The sequence below is a fragment of the Agrobacterium sp. YIC 4121 genome, from assembly GCF_002008205.1.
GTDB lineage: Bacteria > Pseudomonadota > Alphaproteobacteria > Rhizobiales > Rhizobiaceae > Agrobacterium > Agrobacterium leguminum.
Genome location: NZ_MRDI01000027.1, coordinates 188,709 through 206,067 on the forward strand (window position 1 = coordinate 188,709; position 17,359 = coordinate 206,067).

Sequence of the window (17,359 nt, forward strand, 5' to 3'; positions counted from 1 at the left end):
GAACATTTAGTGAACAAAAGAGAGGTCATCCACTATGTCCGACGCTGAAAAAATCACCCCCACACGGCCTGACGACATAGCCGGATATGTCATCCAATGTCACGACGGCGATGCGAAGGCGGCTGTCGAAGCTCTTCTCGGCGAAATCGAGCATCTGCAGGAACAGCTTTCCCTGGCGGTCGCCATTATGGGAAGGGGATATACGCGCGGATGGACGCCGCTGGACGGGATTGGGCGCTGATAAGCCCTGTCATTGCACCAGACCGGAGAAGCCGATAACTTCCCGCAGATAGCGAACCTTCACTGCCAATCGTCGCGAGGTGTTGAATGGATATCGATGAAGAGAAAATCGATGACACGGTGCTTGCACTGTTATGGCTGACCCTTCACAACGATTACTACGCTTGGAAGGGGCATGACTGGGATGTGCTGGAGCGTTTGCACCAGAAGGGCATGATCGATAACCCTGTTAATAAATCGAATTCGCTGGGGCTGACGCATGAAGGGCGTCAGCGTTCGGAGGCGTTGTTTCGGCAACTCTTTACGCGACAGTGATCGAGTTAAGTCGCCGTCACGCAGTATCGCCTGACAGATTGGAATGGCCGCAGCTTTTCTGAGGCGATGCCGAGTTCACCCGGCATCGTGGTACGTGATTTACCCGATCATGAATCGTATACTATTGAGAGTTGGGACTGGAGCAGCAATCAGCCCTTGTCCGCCAGCTGACCGATTTCGCGGTCGATCAGGTAAAGCGCGTTGGGGCCGTCGCCGATCAGCTCGATCTTGCCGAGTATGGTGCGGCAAAGGCTGTCTTCCTCATGCTGCTCATCCACGAACCATTGCAGGAATGAGGTTGTGGCGTGGTCTTTTTCCACGTGGGCAAGATCGACTGCCGCGTTGATGGCGGCGGTGACGCGGGATTCGTGCTCCGTCACGATGGTGAACAGCCCCTTGATGTCGTTTGCCGTGACCTGCGGCGCCGGCAGCTCGGAAAAGGTGACGCGCGCGCCGAGATCGTTCAGAAAGCCGAAGATGCGGTGCATGTGCTCCAGCTCTTCCGCCGCATGGCCGAGCAGGAATTTATAGCAACCGTCGAGATTGCGTTCCGCCGCCCATGCGGCCGCCTGAAGATAGGCGTGGTGGGCGCGCAGCTCGCCATTGAGGAGATCGTTCAGCGTCGTTTCGATAACTTTGTTTGCCATGGTTTCATCCTTGGTTTCGGGGTTGAAGAAGCGGATTTGCGGTGCGGATTGGCGCGGCCTGAAAGGCGGGGCGTTATTGTGCGGGCGTCACCTGCCCGAGCGCCGTCTCCAGCCTTTCGCTCTTCATGACGAGCTTGGGCCGCAGCTTCTCGGCCTTTTGTCTGACGGCTTCGAGATTGACGGGCTTGCCGACTTGAATGATGCCGATCATCGCCATCATCAGATGCGGCGGGCAATAATAGAGATAGACGCCCTCCTTCTCGACAGTGACGGTGAAGGCCTCATCGAGCTTGCTTTTCCAAGGGCTAACGCCTTCCGGAACCGCATAGGACTGCACATAGTGGCTGGAATTTTGCGGCACGAAGGTAATGGTGTCGCCCGGCTCCGCCTTCACGTATGAAGGCTCGAACACCATGCCGCCATCCTTGCCGTAATTGAGCATCAGTATCTTGTGTTCGGCGGCAAGGGATGGCGTGACGGGCAGGATTACGGCCAAAGCCGTGGCAAGCGTCATCAAAAATCGTTTCATGCAATTATTCCTTCAAGGGTTTTGAAATGTTCGAGCGGCGGATCGCCCGCCGGCTGGATGACGGGATTGCCGCGCCGGTCGCGCAACACCTCCACGGCAACGCCATAGGTCTCGGAAATAAGCTTCGGCGTGACGATATCGCCCGGTGCGCCGGTCGCCTTCAGCGCGCCATCCGAAATCACCAGCAGGTTGTCGGCATATTGGCAGGCGAGATTGAGATCATGCAGCACAACAAGCGTCACCCGGCCATTGGCGCGGGTTTCTCGCCGCACCAGATCGAGAAGCGCCACCTGATGCTTGAGGTCCAGCGCGCTGACAGGCTCATCGAGCAGCATCGCCTGCGGCTCACGCATCAGAACCTGCGCAAAAAGCGCCATCTGCCGTTGCCCGCCGCTGAGCGAGGCGATCTCCCTGCCCGCCAGATGGGCTATTCCGGCCTGATGCAGGCGTGTCATCGCCAGATCGAGCGTTTCGTCGTCGATATGAAGCGAAAGCCGGCCGAAGCGGCCGAGCGCCACCACCTCCAGCACACTGAGCGCTATATCGGCGGCCGTGTCCTGCGGCATATAGGCGAAACGATCCCGCCATTCCCTTCTGTGCCGCCCTGCCCTTTCCCCGGCCTGAAGGCGACGATCGCCGAGGTTGATCGCGCCGCTGGCGAGCGGCAGGTCGCCGAAGATCGCTCTGAGAAGCGTCGTCTTGCCCGTTCCGTTCGGGCCGATGACGGCGTGGATTTGCCCGGATTCCAGGCGTGCCGAGAGGTCTCTCACAATAACCTGCCCGCCCCGTTCGATGGAAATATTATCCAGAACCATCATCGGCCGCGCCTCTTCGGAGCGAAAATCAGCCACAGGAGAAACGGCACGCCGACAATGGCGGTGACGATGCCGACCGGGAACAGAGCGCCGGGAATGATCGATTTGGAGAGAATCGAGGCTGCCGAAAGCATCAGCGCGCCGCTCAGTACCGACATCGGCAAAAAGAAGCGCTGATCCTCGCCCACCGTCATACGGGCGATATGCGGCGCGACCAGCCCGATGAAACCGATGACCCCGACAAAACTCGTTGCAGTCGCTGTCATGATGGCGACGATGATGAGAACCTTCATGCGCAGCAGGCGCACATTGATGCCGAGGCTGGCTGCCCGCATTTCCCCCATCCTCAGCGCCGTCAGTTTCCAGCAATCCGCCATCAGCAGGGCGCAGCAGAAAGCGGTGACGGCGGCTGTCAAACCAAGCGTTGGCCAGGTCGCCTTGGTCAGGCTGCCGAACAGCCAGAAAAGAATCTGCTGCGACAGTTCCGGCGAGGACAGGAACTGGATGAGCGACAGCAGCGACTGAAACAGGAAAAGAAGCGCGATGCCGCCGAGAATGATGGTTTCGGCCGTCATCTGCCGCATGGAGGCCAACATGAAGAGAAAGAGCGCAGCGAGCATGGAAAAGACGAAAGCGCCGAGCGGAACGGCAATCATGGCATCCAGCCCGAGACCGCCGAGCGAAAGCACCAGCGCGGCGCCAAAGCCCGCCGCAGCCGCCATGCCGAGCGTATAGGGGCTCGCCATGGGATTATTCAGCAAGGTCTGCATCTGCGCGCCGCCGGCGCCGAGCGCCGCTCCGACGGCGAGCGCCATCAGCGCCATGGGCAGGCGAAGGCCGCGCACGATGGAATCGGTCATCGCCGCCCGTTCGCCAAGGCCGGTCAGCGACTTCACCACTTCAGCGGGCGACAGCAGCGAGGGACCGGTGGCGATATCGAGAACGAGGCTCACCGCCATCAGCACGAAAAAGACCAAGACGACGCGCCAGCGACGACGTTCACGCAGCCGGTGCGCACCGATGGCTTCGGCATTGCGGGCGGCAATTGTCATGGAAAACCTGTTTGAAAAAGACGGTGAAAAACGGACGCCGTGCCGTGGCGTCCGCGGAATTTAACCTTCAGCGGCAAGCAAATATGCTTTTCCGCCGCCGGCCACAGAACCATCAATCCTTGACGGCGATGGCAAAGGTGCCTTCAGGCGTGACCGGCAGGTACTTCCTGTAATAGCCGAGATAGTTGGCGATCGGATCGACATCCTTGAACTGCTCGGGATAAAGCTGCTTGGCGATATATTGCACCATGGCGAAATCGGAGAGTGTGCGCGACGCCCCCTGATAGACACCGAACAGTTGACCGTTCTTGATGGCCGGCACTTCACTCCAGCCCTGACGGGTTTCGAAGGCCTTGAGCTTTTCGCGGGCATCCGCTGCCTTTACCGCCTGCCCCATCGGCAGCGCCGCGGGGTTCTTGTTGTTTTCACGGCCGGAAATAAAGATGGCGTCGGGCTTCGAAGCCAGAACCTGCTCGGGATTGATCGGTCCCCACCACTCAACGAAAGGTGCTGCGATATTGTCGCCGCCAGCGGCGGTGGACATGGCGCCCCACATGTTCTTGCCATAGGTGAAGGAATATTCGGCCGGTCCCTTATTGCCGAATTCGACATAGACCTTCGGTTTCGGCTGACCGGATTTCGCCACCCGTTCGGCGACATCCTTCAGAGAACCGGCGTAGAATTCCGCAATTTCCTTGCCGCGCTGCTGCTGGCCGGTGAGTTCGCCGAAAAGCCGGGTGGAGGCGACGTGGCGCTCGACCGTCTGGGCGTTGTAGTCGACGACAACGACGGGAATGCCCTCTTCTTCCAGACGGTCGGCATCGAGGCCGAGCGCCTTGTATTGCCAATCCGCCAGAATCACCAGATCGGGATTGAGGCTCAGAACTTTTTCGACTGAGAAGGTCTGGGCTTCGACTTCGCCGACATCGGCAATATCTGCAAGCGAGGCGCGGTGAGCGAGATGCATTTTCCAGTTGGCGGGAACCCAGCCTTCCCACGCTTCGCGGGAAATGCCGACAACGGAATCATAGGCCTTTTCGCCACCCACCGCCATGTAGTCCTCGAAATAGAAACCGAGAACGACGCGTTTTGCAGGAAGATCAACCTTCACCTCGCGTCCGATGACGTCGGTGATGGTCTTCTCTGCGGCAGTGGCGGAAGGTGCAATAAAGAAAACGGATAAGAACGATGCGGCAAGGCCGCCGATAAATGTTTTGCGGGTCATGATGCGATCCAGAAGTTGAAACAATGCCGCTGTATAAAAGGTGACACCGCGAGTCAACTTAAATTGCAAGATCGCATAAGTTGCTAATATAAAAATGAAAATTGTCATTTCCGGTAGATATGCATGTCGGAGAAATATTGCGCTGGGCGACGGCAATAGATGCTGCGCAGCCCGCGCCCTCAGCCGGCCAAGATCTCTGGGTTGCGCCCGTCCCGATAACCTGCGTCATCGAGACAGGACGCAAGATCCCGTTCAGATCATTGAAGTGTGCCCTGTGGGGAATGCGCCCGAGCCGACTTCAGAACTCGTTGGAGGCGATGGCGAAATCGTCGACGACGGGCATCTTTTCCGCGTTCTCCCAGGTCCGGTCCATGGCGTAGGTTTCCGAGAGATAGGGAATGCCGATATGGCCGAAGCGGAAGGAAAGCTGGCTTTCCGCCTGTTCCTCATCAAGCTTTGCCACGCGGCTGAGATAGAGCGCGGTGGCGAGGCCTGTCCTGTCCGCACCGGCCTTGCAATGAATGAGAATGGGCTTAGGCGCATCGCGCATGATGGCGACCAGCTCGTTGACCCTGTTCATGTCGAGCTCCTGACTTGCCGACATGCCGAAATCGATATGATTAAGTCCCAGTTCGCGGGCGGTTTCGACCTCATCGCGATACCAGGCCTTGGATTCGTTCGCACCGCGCAGATTGATGACCGTCCTGATACCATGGTCTTTGGTATAGCGGACGAGCTGCTCATTGCTCGGCTGGTTGGAGCGATAAAGCTGCCCCGCGACAACCTCGTGAAAATTGCCCAGGAGCTGAATGGCGTAGAGGTAACCGCCTGCGGCAAGCACAGCAATACCCATGCCCCAAAAGGAGCACTTCCAAAATCTTCGCATAATAAAACGGTTCCCTCATTCGACGAGAGAACCGATACAGACGGATTCTGACAGTAAGCTGAAAGTTATGCGACAGTATTGTAAGAGTAGAAAATTTGCGCTTGATCAACGCACGAAAACGTAAACCGCATAGACCGCGATGAGCGCGGCGGCGGCCGCCGCGGTGATGGCGCCGAGGCGTTTTTCGATGAAATGACGCACCGATTCCCCGTATTTCTGCAGCAATCCGGCAAGGATGAAAAAGCGCGCGCCGCGCGTGACGACGGCCGAAAGAATGAACAGACCAAGGCTGATATTGGCCGCGCCGGACAGGATAGTCACGACCTTGATCGGCGGCAGATGCGCGAGCCCCGATGTCACCAGCAGGAGAACGATGGTTTCGTAGTCAACGGAGTTCTTCAGATGCTCGAAGCTGTCGAGCTTGCCGTAAAATTCGAGAATGGGCCGCGCGATGCTTTCAAAGGCATAGTGGCCGAGGAACCAGCCGGCGATGCCGCCAAGAACCGAGGCGACAGTTGCCACGAGCGCATAAAACATCGCCTTTTTCGGCCTGGCCAGCACCATGGGCAGGAAAAGCACATCGGCAGGCACAACGAAGATGGAGCTTTCCACGAAAGCCACGATTGCCAGCCACCACACGGCGGTTTTGCGCGCGGCGAGCGCCATCGTCCAGGCATAGATGTTTTTCAGCATGTCGTGTCCCCGGGGAAGAGTGTTGCGGAGTGAAGGCAGGCGGGAGCAAAGGCATATCGGCGGTGATTCATGCGGTTGCCGACGGGCCGGAGAGACCGGCCCCGAATGAGGATTAGAGACAACGCAAGAGAATGGCAAATGTTGGAAAATTTATTTTTGCATCGCAAAAAATCATAAAGACGAGCATTTCCAGCCCTCACCGCAAGCCGGTTGTTGCAATGCGAAATTTCAGCCTGTGGTAGATGAACTCGCCTTTTTGCTGTAGAATAAGAGGTGGAGGAAAGAGGAGGAAGTTATCATGGACTATGTAAACTTCGTTACATCGATCAATCCGGTCATACTTGTCATTCTGCTGGTGGTTCTTCTTGCAGGCGCCTACAGTAGCTGGGTTTCGCACTAATCCAGGCGAACCACGCGACCAAATGAGATGAGGCTCTTTTTCTATCGGCGATAGGCATCGGGCCGGATGGATGTTATCAATCCCGGAGTTAAACAACTTCCGGGAAGCCGCATGACGAACGAATTCGCATTTACTGATACGTCTGAAAAGCTGAGCACGACGCTTGAGAAGCTGATAGGAAAGCTGCAGGGTCAGACGATCACGTTGCGCGAGTTGATGGAAGCGATCGGCGAACAGGGCCTTTTGCTCATCTGCGCAATCGCCTCCCTGCCCTTTCTCATCCCGGTTTCCATTCCCGGCGTCAGCACGGTCTTTGGTGCGGCGATCATTCTTGTCAGCCTGGCAATCACCCTCAACCGCCTGCCATGGCTGCCGGCAAAAATCCTCGACCGGCAGATGGAGACGGCAAAGCTCGTTCCCGCCCTTCAAAAAGGCGTCGCCATTGTCTGCAAGCTCGACGGTTTCATCCGCCCGCGCATTCCCGCGCTGACGACCGGCATCATCGCCAACCGCGTAAACGGACTTGCGCTGATGACGGCGGGCGTATTGCTGATGATGCCGCTCGGCTTCATTCCCTTCTCCAACACCCTTCCAGGCGTTGCGATCCTGCTTTTTTCGGCAGGGATGATTCAGAGGGATGGCGTCACCGTGCTCGGCGGCTACCTGTTTCTGGGGCTGACGGCGATTTATTTCGCAGCGCTCGCCTATGCGGCCTTCTGGGCCGGCCAGGGCATCAGCAGTTCCATCGGCACATAAGACCTATTGCCGGTCGCCCTTGCGGGTGTCGCGGCGGTTCTGCCGCGATGCCCACCAGACCGCCAGCCGTCGCCGCTGGCGGCGAACCGCGGGCAGATCGTGGGAAAGCACGACGAGACCAAGCGGAACCATCCAGAAGCCGAGCACGGGCAGGAAACCCAGCGTTCCGCCCACCACCAGCGCCGAGCCGGTCGCAATCCTGCCGACACGCGAACGCGGCATGGCAAAGCTCCATTTTCCGACATGGAGGCGGTGCGTTCTGTGGTCGATACCGAATTTCATTCCATCCTGCCCTTTTGCATCTGGCCTGTGGATAATTTTTTCACCGGCGATAAGCCCGGAAAATCGGGACTCTGGAGGGATAAAACAAGAGGAATGCGTTTTTTTTGAAAAAACCGCTTGGCAAATCGGAAAAGCATTTGTATTACCCCGCTCACACCGCGCCAAGCGGTGGACGTTCCCTGGTAGCTCAGCGGTAGAGCATTCGACTGTTAATCGACAGGTCGCCGGTTCGAATCCGGCCCGGGGAGCCATTCCTCTCAAAAACACGTTTTGAAGAGCGAAGTGCAGCTGCAATTCGCCCCATTCTTCTTGGGGGATCGTCGTGACTTCCCCATTATCCTACCGCCAAACGATCAGTTCTTCTTGACAGCCCTTTTCGTCGCCTTCGTGGCGTTGGTCAGCGCCGGAGGATCGCTTGCCGGAAAACTCTCCTCAAGGCTCTCGGTGAGATCGTCTTCCTTGTTCTTATCCGTAGATTTCCGCTCTTTCTCAAGCGATTTTACCGCGGGTGATTTGGCATTTGCCGGAGTTGCCTTTTTCGCTGGCGTCTTCTTCGCAGGCGCTTTCGCGGCAGCAGACTTCTTCACGCCATTTCCGCTTTTGGACTTCGCCGCTTCCGCATCTGCGGAAAGCTCCCGTTCCGCCTCGATCCAGTGTCTTTCATGGTGCCCGTCGGGTCTTCCTTCCCTCTCCCATATTGCGCGCGCTTTTTCACGGATTGCGGCTTCGCGGTCATGGCTCATAACGAACCTCCCTTTTTACGTTGCACCGGTTTTGATTGTGCCATTGAAAAAACAAAAAAAGCCAGAGTTAGTTCCGCTTTGACCTGCGACGAATAAGCATTTCCGCGAGAAACGGAACCGTCATCGGCCGCCGATCGTTTGGCCTGCAGAAACCAGCAGGAGATCGCTTCATGACCACCCCGCAGAAGCCGAAAACCGAACCGCTTGATATTGAGGACGACGATGTCGCGCGGTTTGAAACAGACAGCGAACTGAAAGCCAAAGATGTCGAGATTTACCCGGACGAGAGCGTGAGCCTGCGTGCGCGCCGGCAGGCCGCAAGGCAGCACGAGGATGCTTTCATCGTCGCCACAGACCTTGAGGACGACGATCAGCGCGACGCAGCGCCTGGCACCAGAGAGCAGCCCTGAGCCCAAAGACGGAAAAGGCGGGTCAAAGCCCGCCTTTATCAAAAATGCCGTCAAAAATGTCAGGAGATTTATCGGCGGACCGAAACGATGGCCTTGCGGTTGAAGTTCGACACCTGCACCCGGCCGGACTGGTTGCCGCCGAGGATTTGGGCAGTCTTGCCGCTCATGCTTTTCAAAATGCCGGCGTGGTAACCGCGGCCGTTGCGAATGACGACGACATCGCCGGGCTTCGCCTGACTGACTGGCACGGCATAACCGAAGGATGTCCAGGACTTCGCAAATCCATAGGATTTGGGAGATTGCCGGCCGGCCTTGCTGGCGACCGCATGCAGGAAAAGGCCGCACCATGGGGTGCTGCGGGGATTTGCGCCAAGAATGTTCTTGAGGCTCTTGTTGTTCTTGGACTCATGCAGCCCGGTGTATTTTTCTGCCTGGTTTAGCATGCCGGCAGAGGCCGATGCAATGACTGTAAAAGACAAGGCAACCGATAGAATTAACGCGGATACTCTCAAACGTCTCGCCCTTATGTTAGAGGGCGCCCGTGTATTGTGACAATTTAGCGACAATTTGACGAGAAATGGGCAGAAATCAGACGCCTATTCATGTGCACTGATCTGTCATTGCTTTAAAACAGGCTGCCCTGCGCCTCATCGGTGCGGCTGCGGCCGGCATTTTCGAGATCCAGCATACGCAATTTGGTGGTGGTTCCGCCCGGTGCGGAGAAGCCTCCAAGCCTGCCGCCGGCGGCGAGAACCCGGTGACAGGGAATGATCAACGGCACCGGATTTTTCGCCATGGCCTGACCGACATCGCGGGCCTTTTCCATACCGAGGCCTAGCGTTTTTACGATGCCACCATAGGTCGTCGTGTCGCCCCAACCGATCTGCCGCGCAACGGCGTAAACATCGAGGAAAAAACGCTCTTGCCCGGCGAGATCGAGTTCGACGGCGGTAAAATCGATCTCCTCGCCGCCGAAATAACGGGTGATCATCGCAATCACCTCACGCGTGCGTGTTTCGGGAACGGCGATGGAGGCGGATGGCAGGCGCTTCTGGAGAAGTTTTTCGGTCTCGCCGGCGTCAGAGCCGGGCAATTGCAAACGCACAATGCCCCGGCCCGCCCATGCAAGGCCGCAATGGCCGAGGGCTGTGGGAAAAACAATATAGCCGTAGTGGTTGCTCATTGCCGTCGCTCATCCGCATTTTTGCATGCACGATGCCATATCCCGCATTCGAAACAACCCGTTTCCTGCTCCTCAACAAACAAGGCCACCCGTTTTTGGCGGGTGGCCTTATACACATCAGTTCCGAAAATCCGTTCAGGACGCGATTTTGCCCGGCTCTTCCACAAGGCACCGTGCCTGCCGGCTGGCGGCAACGAAGGCCGTGCGGGCAATTTCCCCCGCCACGTCGCCCATCAGCGAGGCGCGGCACAGGCGCAGCGCCTGTTCATGCACCTTGTCGCCACGCTCAGGCCATTCGTGCTGGAGAAAATCGAAGGCTTCGTAAACGCCATTGAAAATACGGGGAGCACCGTTTTCAAGGGAGATGGTAACGGGCTTTTCCCACTTAACGTCATTCAGCAACATTGATTGCACTTCCATGCTCTATTAACCCGCGACAAACGCCGGCTCCTCCAGTTGGTTCCCTTTATCAGCGGTTTCAAGGGCGAAAAAATAACCCTCGAAAAACCATGCCCTCCATCTTTCCATTCTAGCCGATTTGCGGAACAAAGCGTTTCAACACTCGTTCAAGCGGAAGTGAACCGGGTCCTTTCATGTCGACAGCAGCCTCCCCCGCCATCGTCTGGTTCCGCAAGGACCTGCGCCTTTCGGACAACCTCGCTTTGCTTGCCGCCGTGGAGCATGGCGGCCCCGTCATCCCCGTCTATATCAGGGAAAAATCATGCGGCCCGCTCGGCGGCGCACAGGAATGGTGGCTTCACCACTCCCTCACGTCCCTTACCGCTGCACTGGAAAAAATCGGCAGCCGCCTCGTTCTTCTCAGCGGTGACGCCGGCGAGACATTGCGCCATCTGATATCCGAAACCGGTGCGGAGGCGGTATTCTGGAACCGCCGATACGATCCTGCCGGCATGGCGACGGACAAGGCGCTGAAACAGACGCTTCGGGATGACGGCCTGACGGTCCGCAGCTTTTCCGGCCATCTGCTGCATGAACCATCGAGGCTGCAGACGAAATCCGGCGGTCCATACCGGGTCTATACGCCTTTCTGGCGGGCGCTGGAGGGCGGCGAGGAGCCACATGCGCCGGCGGATGCGCCGAAGGGTCTCAAGGCGCCGAAGACGTGGCCGAAATCGGAAAAGCCTGGCGATTGGAAACTGTTACCCACCAAGCCCGACTGGGCGAAACACTTCAGCGACATCTGGTCTCCCGGCGAAGGCGGGGCGCGGGAGAAACTCGACGATTTCATCGATGGCGCTTTGAAGGGTTATGAAGAAGGCCGCGATTTTCCGGCAAAGCACGCAACCTCTCTGCTTTCGCCGCATCTGGCGTCCGGCGAAATATCGCCTTCTACCGTCTGGCACGCGACGAAGGGGCTTTCCCGCCATATCGCCTCCAACGATATCAGCCGTTTTCGCAAGGAAATCGTCTGGCGGGAATTCTGCTATCACCTGCTGTTTCATTTTCCCGAACTCGATGAAAAGAACTGGAACGACAGTTTCGACGCCTTCCGCTGGCGAGACGATGAAAAATCCTTCACGACGTGGACCCGCGGGATGACGGGATATCCGATCGTCGATGCCGGCATGCGGCAATTGTGGAAACACGGCACCATGCATAACCGGGTGCGTATGATCGTGGCGTCCTTCCTCATCAAACATCTGCTGATCGACTGGCGGAAGGGCGAGAAATGGTTCCGCGACACGCTTGTCGATGCAGACCCGGCCTCCAACGCCGCCAACTGGCAATGGGTGGCGGGATCGGGCGCGGACGCCTCGCCATTTTTCCGCATCTTCAACCCCATATTGCAGGGCGAAAAATTCGACGCCGATGGCGATTATGTGCGCCACTTCGTGCCGGAGCTGGAAAAGCTTGAGCGAAAATACATCCACAAGCCGTTCGAAGCGCCGAAAGAGGTGCTGAAGAAAGCGGGCATCGAGCTTGGCAAGACTTATCCGCTGCCGATTGTCGACCATGGAAAAGCACGGGAAAGAGCGCTTGCGGCCTATGCCGACGTCAAGAAGAACGCATAAAATTGGGTATCGGCAAAATTTTGCGTGGCTAAGCCAAAGCCGGGAAGATAATTTCTTGCCTTGAAGCGGTTGTAACGGGACATAACGGCACCTAATTTCCGCTCAGACAAGAAGGCTCAATCATGACCATTCACTCCTCTGCGCTCAGTGCTATCGGCAACACGCCGCTCATCCGTCTGAAAGCCGCCTCTGAAGCGACGGGGTGTGAAATCCTCGGCAAGGCGGAATTCCTCAATCCCGGGCAATCGGTGAAGGATCGCGCCGCACTCTACATTATCCGCGATGCCGAGCGGCGCGGGCAGCTGCGCCCGGGCGGCACCATTGTGGAGGGTACTGCGGGCAATACCGGCATCGGTCTGTCGCTGGTCGCCAATGCGCTGGGTTACAAGACGGTCATCGTCATTCCCGAAACGCAGAGCCAGGAAAAGAAGGACGCGCTGAAGCTTCTCGGCGCCAAGCTGGTCGAGGTTCCGGCCGCCCCCTATTCCAACCCGAACAATTACGTGAAGGTTTCGGGCCGGCTGGCAAAACAGCTTGCCGCAACCGATGAAAACGGCGCGATCTGGGCCAACCAGTTCGACAACATCGCCAACCGTCAGGCCCATATCGAAACGACGGCCCCCGAAATCTGGGACCAGACGGACGGCAAGGTCGATGGCTTCATCTGCTCGGTCGGTTCGGGCGGAACGCTTGCGGGCGTGGCCGATGGCCTGCGCGACTTCAACCCCGACATCAAGATCGGCCTTGCCGATCCCGAGGGTGCGGCTCTCTATGAATTTTACAAGCACGGCGTGCTGAAATCCGAAGGCTCGTCCATCACCGAAGGCATCGGACAGGGGCGCATCACCGCCAATCTGGAAGGTTTTACGCCTGACTTCTCCTATAGGATTTCGGATGCGGAAGCGCTGCCGGTGCTGTTCGATCTGGTGACGAAGGAAGGGCTTTGCCTTGGCGGCTCCTCCGGCATCAACATTGCCGGCGCAATCCGCCTTGCCCGCGAGCTCGGTCCGGGGCATACAATCGTGACGATACTGTGCGACTACGGCAATCGTTATCAGTCGAAGCTTTTCAATCCGGATTTCCTGCGTTCCAAGGGACTTCCGATCCCACAGTGGCTGGCGACGAAAAGCGAGATTGCGGTTCCGTACGAAACCGTTTGAGGACATGCCGAAATGCCTGTGAATGCCCTGTTCCGTGACGATTTTTATCTTTCCACCGCAGAAGCGATCGTCACGGCGGTGCATGAGGATGGCGGCATAGAGCTGGACCAGACATGCTTTTATGCCACCTCCGGCGGCCAACCGGGCGATAGCGGCTTTCTCGAGCGGGCCGATGGTTCGCGCATCGAACTCGGTATCACCAAAAACGGCGCCGACAAGAGCGTGATCATCCATGTGCCGCTCGAAGGCCAGCCTTCTCCTGAAGTCGGCGAAAAACTCACCCTGCATGTGGACTGGCCGCGTCGCTACAAGCTGATGCGGATGCACACCGCCTGCCATCTGCTCTCCGTCGTCTGCCAATGGCCGATCACCGGAGCCGCCGTCGGCGAGGATGAATCGCGTGTCGATTTCGACATGTCCGAGACCATAGACAAGGACGAAGTCACGGCAAAGCTTATGGAGCTGGTGAAAGCCAACCATCCCGTCTTCCTGCAATGGATCACCGACGAGGAGCTGCAGGCCAATCCGGGCATCGTCAAATCCAAGAATGTGCGCCCGCCAATGGGCCTTGGCCGGGTCAGCCTCGTCTGCATCGGCGAAAACTCCAGCATCGACAGCCAGCCCTGCGGCGGCACCCATGTTTCCGAAACGCAGGAAGTGGGCGATATTCACATTGCCAAGATAGAAAAGAAGGGCAAGGAGAACAGGCGATTCCGCATTCGTTTCGGCGCGCCTGAAGCTGTTGCCTGAGATTGGGAGAAACATCGTGAGCACGGATAAGAGCCGTTTCGTCGTTTCGGCGGACTGGGTGGAAAAGCAGCTCGGCACGGCCGGGTTTCGTGTCGTTGATGCCTCCTGGTATCTGCCGGCGCACAAGCGCAACGGTGCGGAAGAATATGCGGCGGGTCACCTGCCAGGTGCGGTATTCTTCGATCAGGACAAGATCGCCGATCATACCACCGGCCTGCCCCATTCCCTGCCCTCGCCGGAATTCTTCGCGGAACAGGCCGGTGCGCTTGGCCTCAGCGACACCGATACGATCGTGGTCTATGACGGCCCCGGCTTCTTTTCCGCGCCGCGCGTGTGGTGGATGCTGCGGGTGATGGGCGTGCGCAAGGCCTATGTGCTGGATGGCGGCCTCGATGGCTGGAAACGCGAAGGCCGGCCGCTCGAAACCGGTACGCCGGAAATCGAGCCGGCAACCTTTACGCCTGATTTCAACGAGAAGCGCGTAACCTCGCTTGACGCCATGCGCGGCATTGTCGACAGCGGCGAAAAACAGATTGCCGATGCCCGTGGCGCCGGACGTTTTACCGGTGACGAGGCCGAACCGCGTGCCGGTATGCGTTCCGGCCACATGCCGGGTGCGCGCAGCCTGCCTGCGACGGCCTTTTCCGAAAACGGCCATTTCAAGGACCTCACCGCCATCCGCAAGATGGTGACCGATGCCGGCATCGATCTTTCGAAGCCCGTCGTCACCAGTTGCGGCTCGGGCGTCACCGCCGCCGTCATTACGCTGGCGCTGGAATCGCTCGGTCACAAGGATAATTCGCTTTACGACGGCTCATGGTCGGAATGGGGCGGATTGCAGGATACGCCGGTGGTTACCGGTCCGGCGGATGCAATCCCCACACTGTCGCACGGACCGCTGAAGGCGCATGTGACGCAGCTGGAAATGACGGCTCCGCCGAAAGTCAGCCTGCCGATCCCCGTGAACATCCAGACCGCGCTGATGCGGGTCAACAATATTCCCCTGCATTTCTACCGCTATCTTTACTGGCGGGTGGGAAAACGCTGGCACTGGCAAAAGCGCATGCGCATGAGCGATGCGGAGCTTTCCGCCATTCTGCGCGATCCGAAAAACAGCGTTACGGTTCTTTATATGAACGGTGCGCCCGCCGGTTTCTTCGAACTGAACAAGGCGAGCGACGAGGTGACCGAGCTGTCCTATTTCGGGCTGCTCGAAGAGGCGATCGGTGCAGGCGTCGGCAAGTGGTTCCTGTTGCAGGCGCTTTACGCCGCCTGGCAGGACAATCCGCAACGGGTGACGGTGACCACCAACACGCTCGACCATCCGCGCGCGCTGCAGCTTTACCAGATGATGGGCTTTTCGCCCGTCGGCACCTATGAGGCCTGGGTGGAGCCGCTTGCCGATACCGAGCTTCTGGAGATATCGCTGCGCAACTGAGTAGCGCCCTTGAGAGCAAGGCTTGCCATTCTCCGATAAGGAGTGAGTGAGGTAAATGTCAGCGCAGGAACCGCTGCGCAATGTTGGTGGAGATACCTTTAACGGCGCAGCATTTATGCCCTGTCGATAATCAGATGGGTAGCGCCCTCGCCCGCCACGGTCCCGGTACAGCGGTAACCGAGCGCGGGCAGGTCCATCCCATCGAACAAATGTTCACCCTTGCCGAGAAAAACCGGCGCCAGCGCCAGATGCAGCTCATCGATCATGCCCGCCGCCATATATTGCCGGATGGTGGAAACGCCGCCGCCGATGCGGACATCCCTTCCATTTGCCGCCTTCAGCGCCAGGTCGAGCGCCGCCTCGATACCGTCGGTCACGAAATGGAACACGGTGCCGCCCTTCATCTCGAAGGACGGGCGCGCATGGTGCGTCAGGACGAAAACGGGAACGTGATATGGCGGCTCTTCGCCCCACCAGCCCTTCCAGTTTTCATCCGGCCACGCGCCGCGCACCGGCCCGAACATGTTGCGCCCCAAAATCCAGGCACCGATATTTTCGAAGCTCTTTTCGGAAAAATCCTCGTCCGTCCCGGTCGAGCCGCCGTCCTTGCCGAACATGCGATGAAAGGTGCGGGTCTTGAAAGCCCATTGGTGCAGCTCTTCGCCGTTCACACCCAGCGGGTTCTGCAGGCTCTGGTCTGGGCCCGCGCCGTATCCGTCAAGCGAGATGGCGAAATTGCGAACGACAACCTTTGGCACGGCACTCTCCTCCCATATCGGGAAGCCAGATTGCCAGCGTTCGGCAATCCGGCTTCAGATTTCCCGTTCCAGATTAGCGGCGGCGGTCGGGATTTGCCCGCCGGCAGCGCCCTTGTCTTCCGTGACGGTGTTTAACAGGTGATCGGCAATCAGTTCCGCCTGGAACTTGCCGAGTTCATAGCAATAGGTGATCTCGCGCTTTTCCGCCGACCAGTAGACGTCGGGACGGCCGCAGGACTTGGCCGTCAGCTTGACGTCCCCCTTCAAGCCATAGCCGCTAAAACTGCGGCTGATGAGATCGAGAACCTTCGATTCCTTGATCATGATGGCGTAGGGCTCAAGCTCCGGGTCGCGCGGCGGCACGTAGCTGACGGAGAATCTGGAAGGGGTCTGGCTGCGGTGGGGGCTCAGAAAATTCTCCCAGGCCGAAGCAACGCCCGGATAGGCGGCGGCGCATTTGTCGAATTCGGCATTGTTGAGCCCCATCATGGCGGCCAGATCGCCATAACCGTCCTTGTCACGGCCGACCATCAGGCAGGCCATGTTGCGATCTCGGCTCCTGTCGGGCACCAGCGCGGAGAAGACCGGGGCTTCGTGTTCAGGCAAGGTCTCCGCCTCACGCGCCAGATACCAGCTGTCCGTGGCATTGACGAGCGCGGTGTCGAGCCATTCCTCGTTGGCCTGGAGGATGAGCGTGCCAGCCAGTTGATCGGCCGGCGCCTGCACACTTGCCGTGTCCGCCGTTCCGAAATCCGAGATCAGCATGCGCGCACCCTCGTGATAAAGCGAGAAGATCGCATTGCCGATGACGAAATTGACCGCCTGCTGAAGCTGTTCGTCGGACAGGCCATCGAGACCGGAGGCGACCTGCGCCTCGGCGTCAATCGGAGCCGTCAACGAAACGAAAGCCAGCGGAACGGCGGCCAGAAAACGACGGAACATAAAATCAGACCTTCCGGGAACGAGGAGCGTCACTGATTCCCGAAGCTAACGAGTCACGCAATGGGCTGGTTGCATCGACTGTCAAGAATCGGGTGGATAGTG

The 17,359-nt window shown here is 58.3% G+C and carries 22 protein-coding genes and 1 tRNA gene; 9 read left to right on the top strand and 14 right to left on the bottom strand.

Going from position 1 to position 17,359, the window contains the following annotated elements; genetic code table 11:
• Positions 1 to 34 precede the first annotated feature (34 nt).
• Positions 35 to 241 carry a hypothetical protein gene (locus BTE54_RS22515; protein WP_078054031.1) on the top strand — a complete coding sequence of 69 codons (207 nt, stop codon included), beginning with the start codon at positions 35 to 37 and terminating at the stop codon, positions 239 to 241.
• 86 nt (positions 242 to 327) lie between these two features.
• Positions 328 to 555, top strand: a complete 228-nt coding sequence (locus tag BTE54_RS22520; RefSeq protein ID WP_078054032.1) for a DUF6429 family protein — start codon at positions 328 to 330, stop codon at positions 553 to 555.
• Between the two features lie 149 nt (positions 556 to 704).
• Here the strand turns inward: BTE54_RS22520 and BTE54_RS22525 are convergent, their stop codons facing one another.
• The 7 genes from BTE54_RS22525 to BTE54_RS22555 all read right to left on the bottom strand — a co-directional run bounded on the left by BTE54_RS22525 (position 705) and on the right by BTE54_RS22555 (position 6,402).
• A complete protein-coding gene (locus BTE54_RS22525) occupies positions 705 to 1,202 on the bottom strand; it encodes a ferritin (protein ID WP_078054033.1) in 498 nt (165 codons plus the stop codon).
• Positions 1,203 to 1,275: 73 nt separating this feature from the next.
• Positions 1,276 to 1,731 (bottom strand): pseudoazurin, encoded by a 456-nt coding sequence (locus BTE54_RS22530; RefSeq protein ID WP_078054034.1) that lies wholly within the window; start codon positions 1,729 to 1,731, stop codon positions 1,276 to 1,278.
• Positions 1,728 to 2,549, bottom strand: a complete 822-nt coding sequence (locus tag BTE54_RS22535; protein ID WP_078054035.1) for an ABC transporter ATP-binding protein — start codon at positions 2,547 to 2,549, stop codon at positions 1,728 to 1,730. The genes BTE54_RS22530 and BTE54_RS22535 overlap by 4 nt, the downstream gene beginning before the upstream one ends.
• Positions 2,546 to 3,598, bottom strand: a complete 1,053-nt coding sequence (locus BTE54_RS22540) for an iron ABC transporter permease (protein ID WP_078054036.1) — start codon at positions 3,596 to 3,598, stop codon at positions 2,546 to 2,548. The genes BTE54_RS22535 and BTE54_RS22540 overlap by 4 nt, the downstream gene beginning before the upstream one ends.
• A gap of 112 nt (positions 3,599 to 3,710) precedes the next feature.
• Positions 3,711 to 4,823, bottom strand: a complete 1,113-nt coding sequence (locus tag BTE54_RS22545) for an ABC transporter substrate-binding protein (protein ID WP_174056652.1) — start codon at positions 4,821 to 4,823, stop codon at positions 3,711 to 3,713.
• A 298-nt stretch (positions 4,824 to 5,121) separates the two neighbouring features.
• Positions 5,122 to 5,676, bottom strand: coding sequence for a dual specificity protein phosphatase family protein (locus tag BTE54_RS22550; RefSeq protein WP_003521565.1), 555 nt, complete (start codon positions 5,674 to 5,676; stop codon positions 5,122 to 5,124).
• 138 nt (positions 5,677 to 5,814) lie between these two features.
• Entirely contained in the window at positions 5,815 to 6,402 is a 588-nt protein-coding gene (locus tag BTE54_RS22555; RefSeq protein WP_059752579.1) for a YqaA family protein, read from the bottom strand.
• A 511-nt stretch (positions 6,403 to 6,913) separates the two neighbouring features.
• On the opposite strand from BTE54_RS22555, the gene BTE54_RS22560 reads away from it, so the two are divergent.
• Complete coding sequence (locus tag BTE54_RS22560) at positions 6,914 to 7,558, top strand: exopolysaccharide biosynthesis protein (RefSeq protein ID WP_078054038.1); 645 nt, start codon at positions 6,914 to 6,916, stop codon at positions 7,556 to 7,558.
• 3 nt (positions 7,559 to 7,561) lie between these two features.
• On the opposite strand, the gene BTE54_RS22565 is transcribed toward BTE54_RS22560, so the two are convergent.
• Positions 7,562 to 7,840, bottom strand: a complete 279-nt coding sequence (locus BTE54_RS22565) for a hypothetical protein (RefSeq protein WP_065654012.1) — start codon at positions 7,838 to 7,840, stop codon at positions 7,562 to 7,564.
• Between the two features lie 176 nt (positions 7,841 to 8,016).
• Between BTE54_RS22565 and BTE54_RS22570 the strand changes: the two genes are divergently transcribed.
• Positions 8,017 to 8,091 (top strand) — tRNA-Asn (locus tag BTE54_RS22570).
• Positions 8,092 to 8,193: 102 nt separating this feature from the next.
• On the opposite strand, the gene BTE54_RS22575 is transcribed toward BTE54_RS22570, so the two are convergent.
• Positions 8,194 to 8,583 (bottom strand): DUF2934 domain-containing protein, encoded by a 390-nt coding sequence (locus BTE54_RS22575; RefSeq protein WP_078054039.1) that lies wholly within the window; start codon positions 8,581 to 8,583, stop codon positions 8,194 to 8,196.
• Positions 8,584 to 8,753: 170 nt separating this feature from the next.
• Between BTE54_RS22575 and BTE54_RS22580 the strand changes: the two genes are divergently transcribed.
• A complete protein-coding gene (locus BTE54_RS22580; protein WP_065654014.1) occupies positions 8,754 to 8,993 on the top strand; it encodes a hypothetical protein in 240 nt (79 codons plus the stop codon).
• Between the two features lie 68 nt (positions 8,994 to 9,061).
• On the opposite strand, the gene BTE54_RS22585 is transcribed toward BTE54_RS22580, so the two are convergent.
• From BTE54_RS22585 to BTE54_RS22595, 3 genes are all read right to left on the bottom strand, one after another.
• Positions 9,062 to 9,505 (bottom strand): TIGR02594 family protein, encoded by a 444-nt coding sequence (locus tag BTE54_RS22585; RefSeq protein WP_078054040.1) that lies wholly within the window; start codon positions 9,503 to 9,505, stop codon positions 9,062 to 9,064.
• Positions 9,506 to 9,618: 113 nt separating this feature from the next.
• The gene (locus BTE54_RS22590) at positions 9,619 to 10,176 is read right to left on the bottom strand and encodes a methylated-DNA--[protein]-cysteine S-methyltransferase (RefSeq protein WP_078054041.1); all 558 of its coding nucleotides are present in this window, start codon (positions 10,174 to 10,176) and stop codon (positions 9,619 to 9,621) included.
• Positions 10,177 to 10,311: 135 nt separating this feature from the next.
• Complete coding sequence (locus BTE54_RS22595; protein ID WP_065654016.1) at positions 10,312 to 10,581, bottom strand: DUF982 domain-containing protein; 270 nt, start codon at positions 10,579 to 10,581, stop codon at positions 10,312 to 10,314.
• A gap of 188 nt (positions 10,582 to 10,769) precedes the next feature.
• On the opposite strand from BTE54_RS22595, the gene BTE54_RS22600 reads away from it, so the two are divergent.
• The 4 genes from BTE54_RS22600 (at position 10,770) to sseA (ending at position 15,557) form a co-directional block, all read left to right on the top strand.
• A complete protein-coding gene (locus tag BTE54_RS22600; RefSeq protein ID WP_078054043.1) occupies positions 10,770 to 12,209 on the top strand; it encodes a deoxyribodipyrimidine photo-lyase in 1,440 nt (479 codons plus the stop codon).
• Between the two features lie 122 nt (positions 12,210 to 12,331).
• Positions 12,332 to 13,369 carry a cysteine synthase A gene (locus BTE54_RS22605; RefSeq protein WP_003521575.1) on the top strand — a complete coding sequence of 346 codons (1,038 nt, stop codon included), beginning with the start codon at positions 12,332 to 12,334 and terminating at the stop codon, positions 13,367 to 13,369.
• 12 nt (positions 13,370 to 13,381) lie between these two features.
• Positions 13,382 to 14,119: an alanyl-tRNA editing protein gene (locus tag BTE54_RS22610; protein ID WP_065654018.1), complete on the top strand. Its 738-nt coding sequence runs from the start codon at positions 13,382 to 13,384 to the stop codon at positions 14,117 to 14,119.
• A gap of 16 nt (positions 14,120 to 14,135) precedes the next feature.
• The gene (sseA, locus tag BTE54_RS22615; RefSeq protein ID WP_078054044.1) at positions 14,136 to 15,557 is read left to right on the top strand and encodes a 3-mercaptopyruvate sulfurtransferase; all 1,422 of its coding nucleotides are present in this window, start codon (positions 14,136 to 14,138) and stop codon (positions 15,555 to 15,557) included.
• A gap of 113 nt (positions 15,558 to 15,670) precedes the next feature.
• Here sseA and BTE54_RS22620 read toward each other — a convergent pair whose 3' ends face one another.
• Positions 15,671 to 16,315, bottom strand: coding sequence for a dihydrofolate reductase family protein (locus tag BTE54_RS22620; RefSeq protein WP_078054045.1), 645 nt, complete (start codon positions 16,313 to 16,315; stop codon positions 15,671 to 15,673).
• A 54-nt stretch (positions 16,316 to 16,369) separates the two neighbouring features.
• A complete protein-coding gene (locus BTE54_RS22625; RefSeq protein WP_065654021.1) occupies positions 16,370 to 17,257 on the bottom strand; it encodes a DUF4344 domain-containing metallopeptidase in 888 nt (295 codons plus the stop codon).
• Between the last annotated feature and the right edge of the window lie 102 nt (positions 17,258 to 17,359).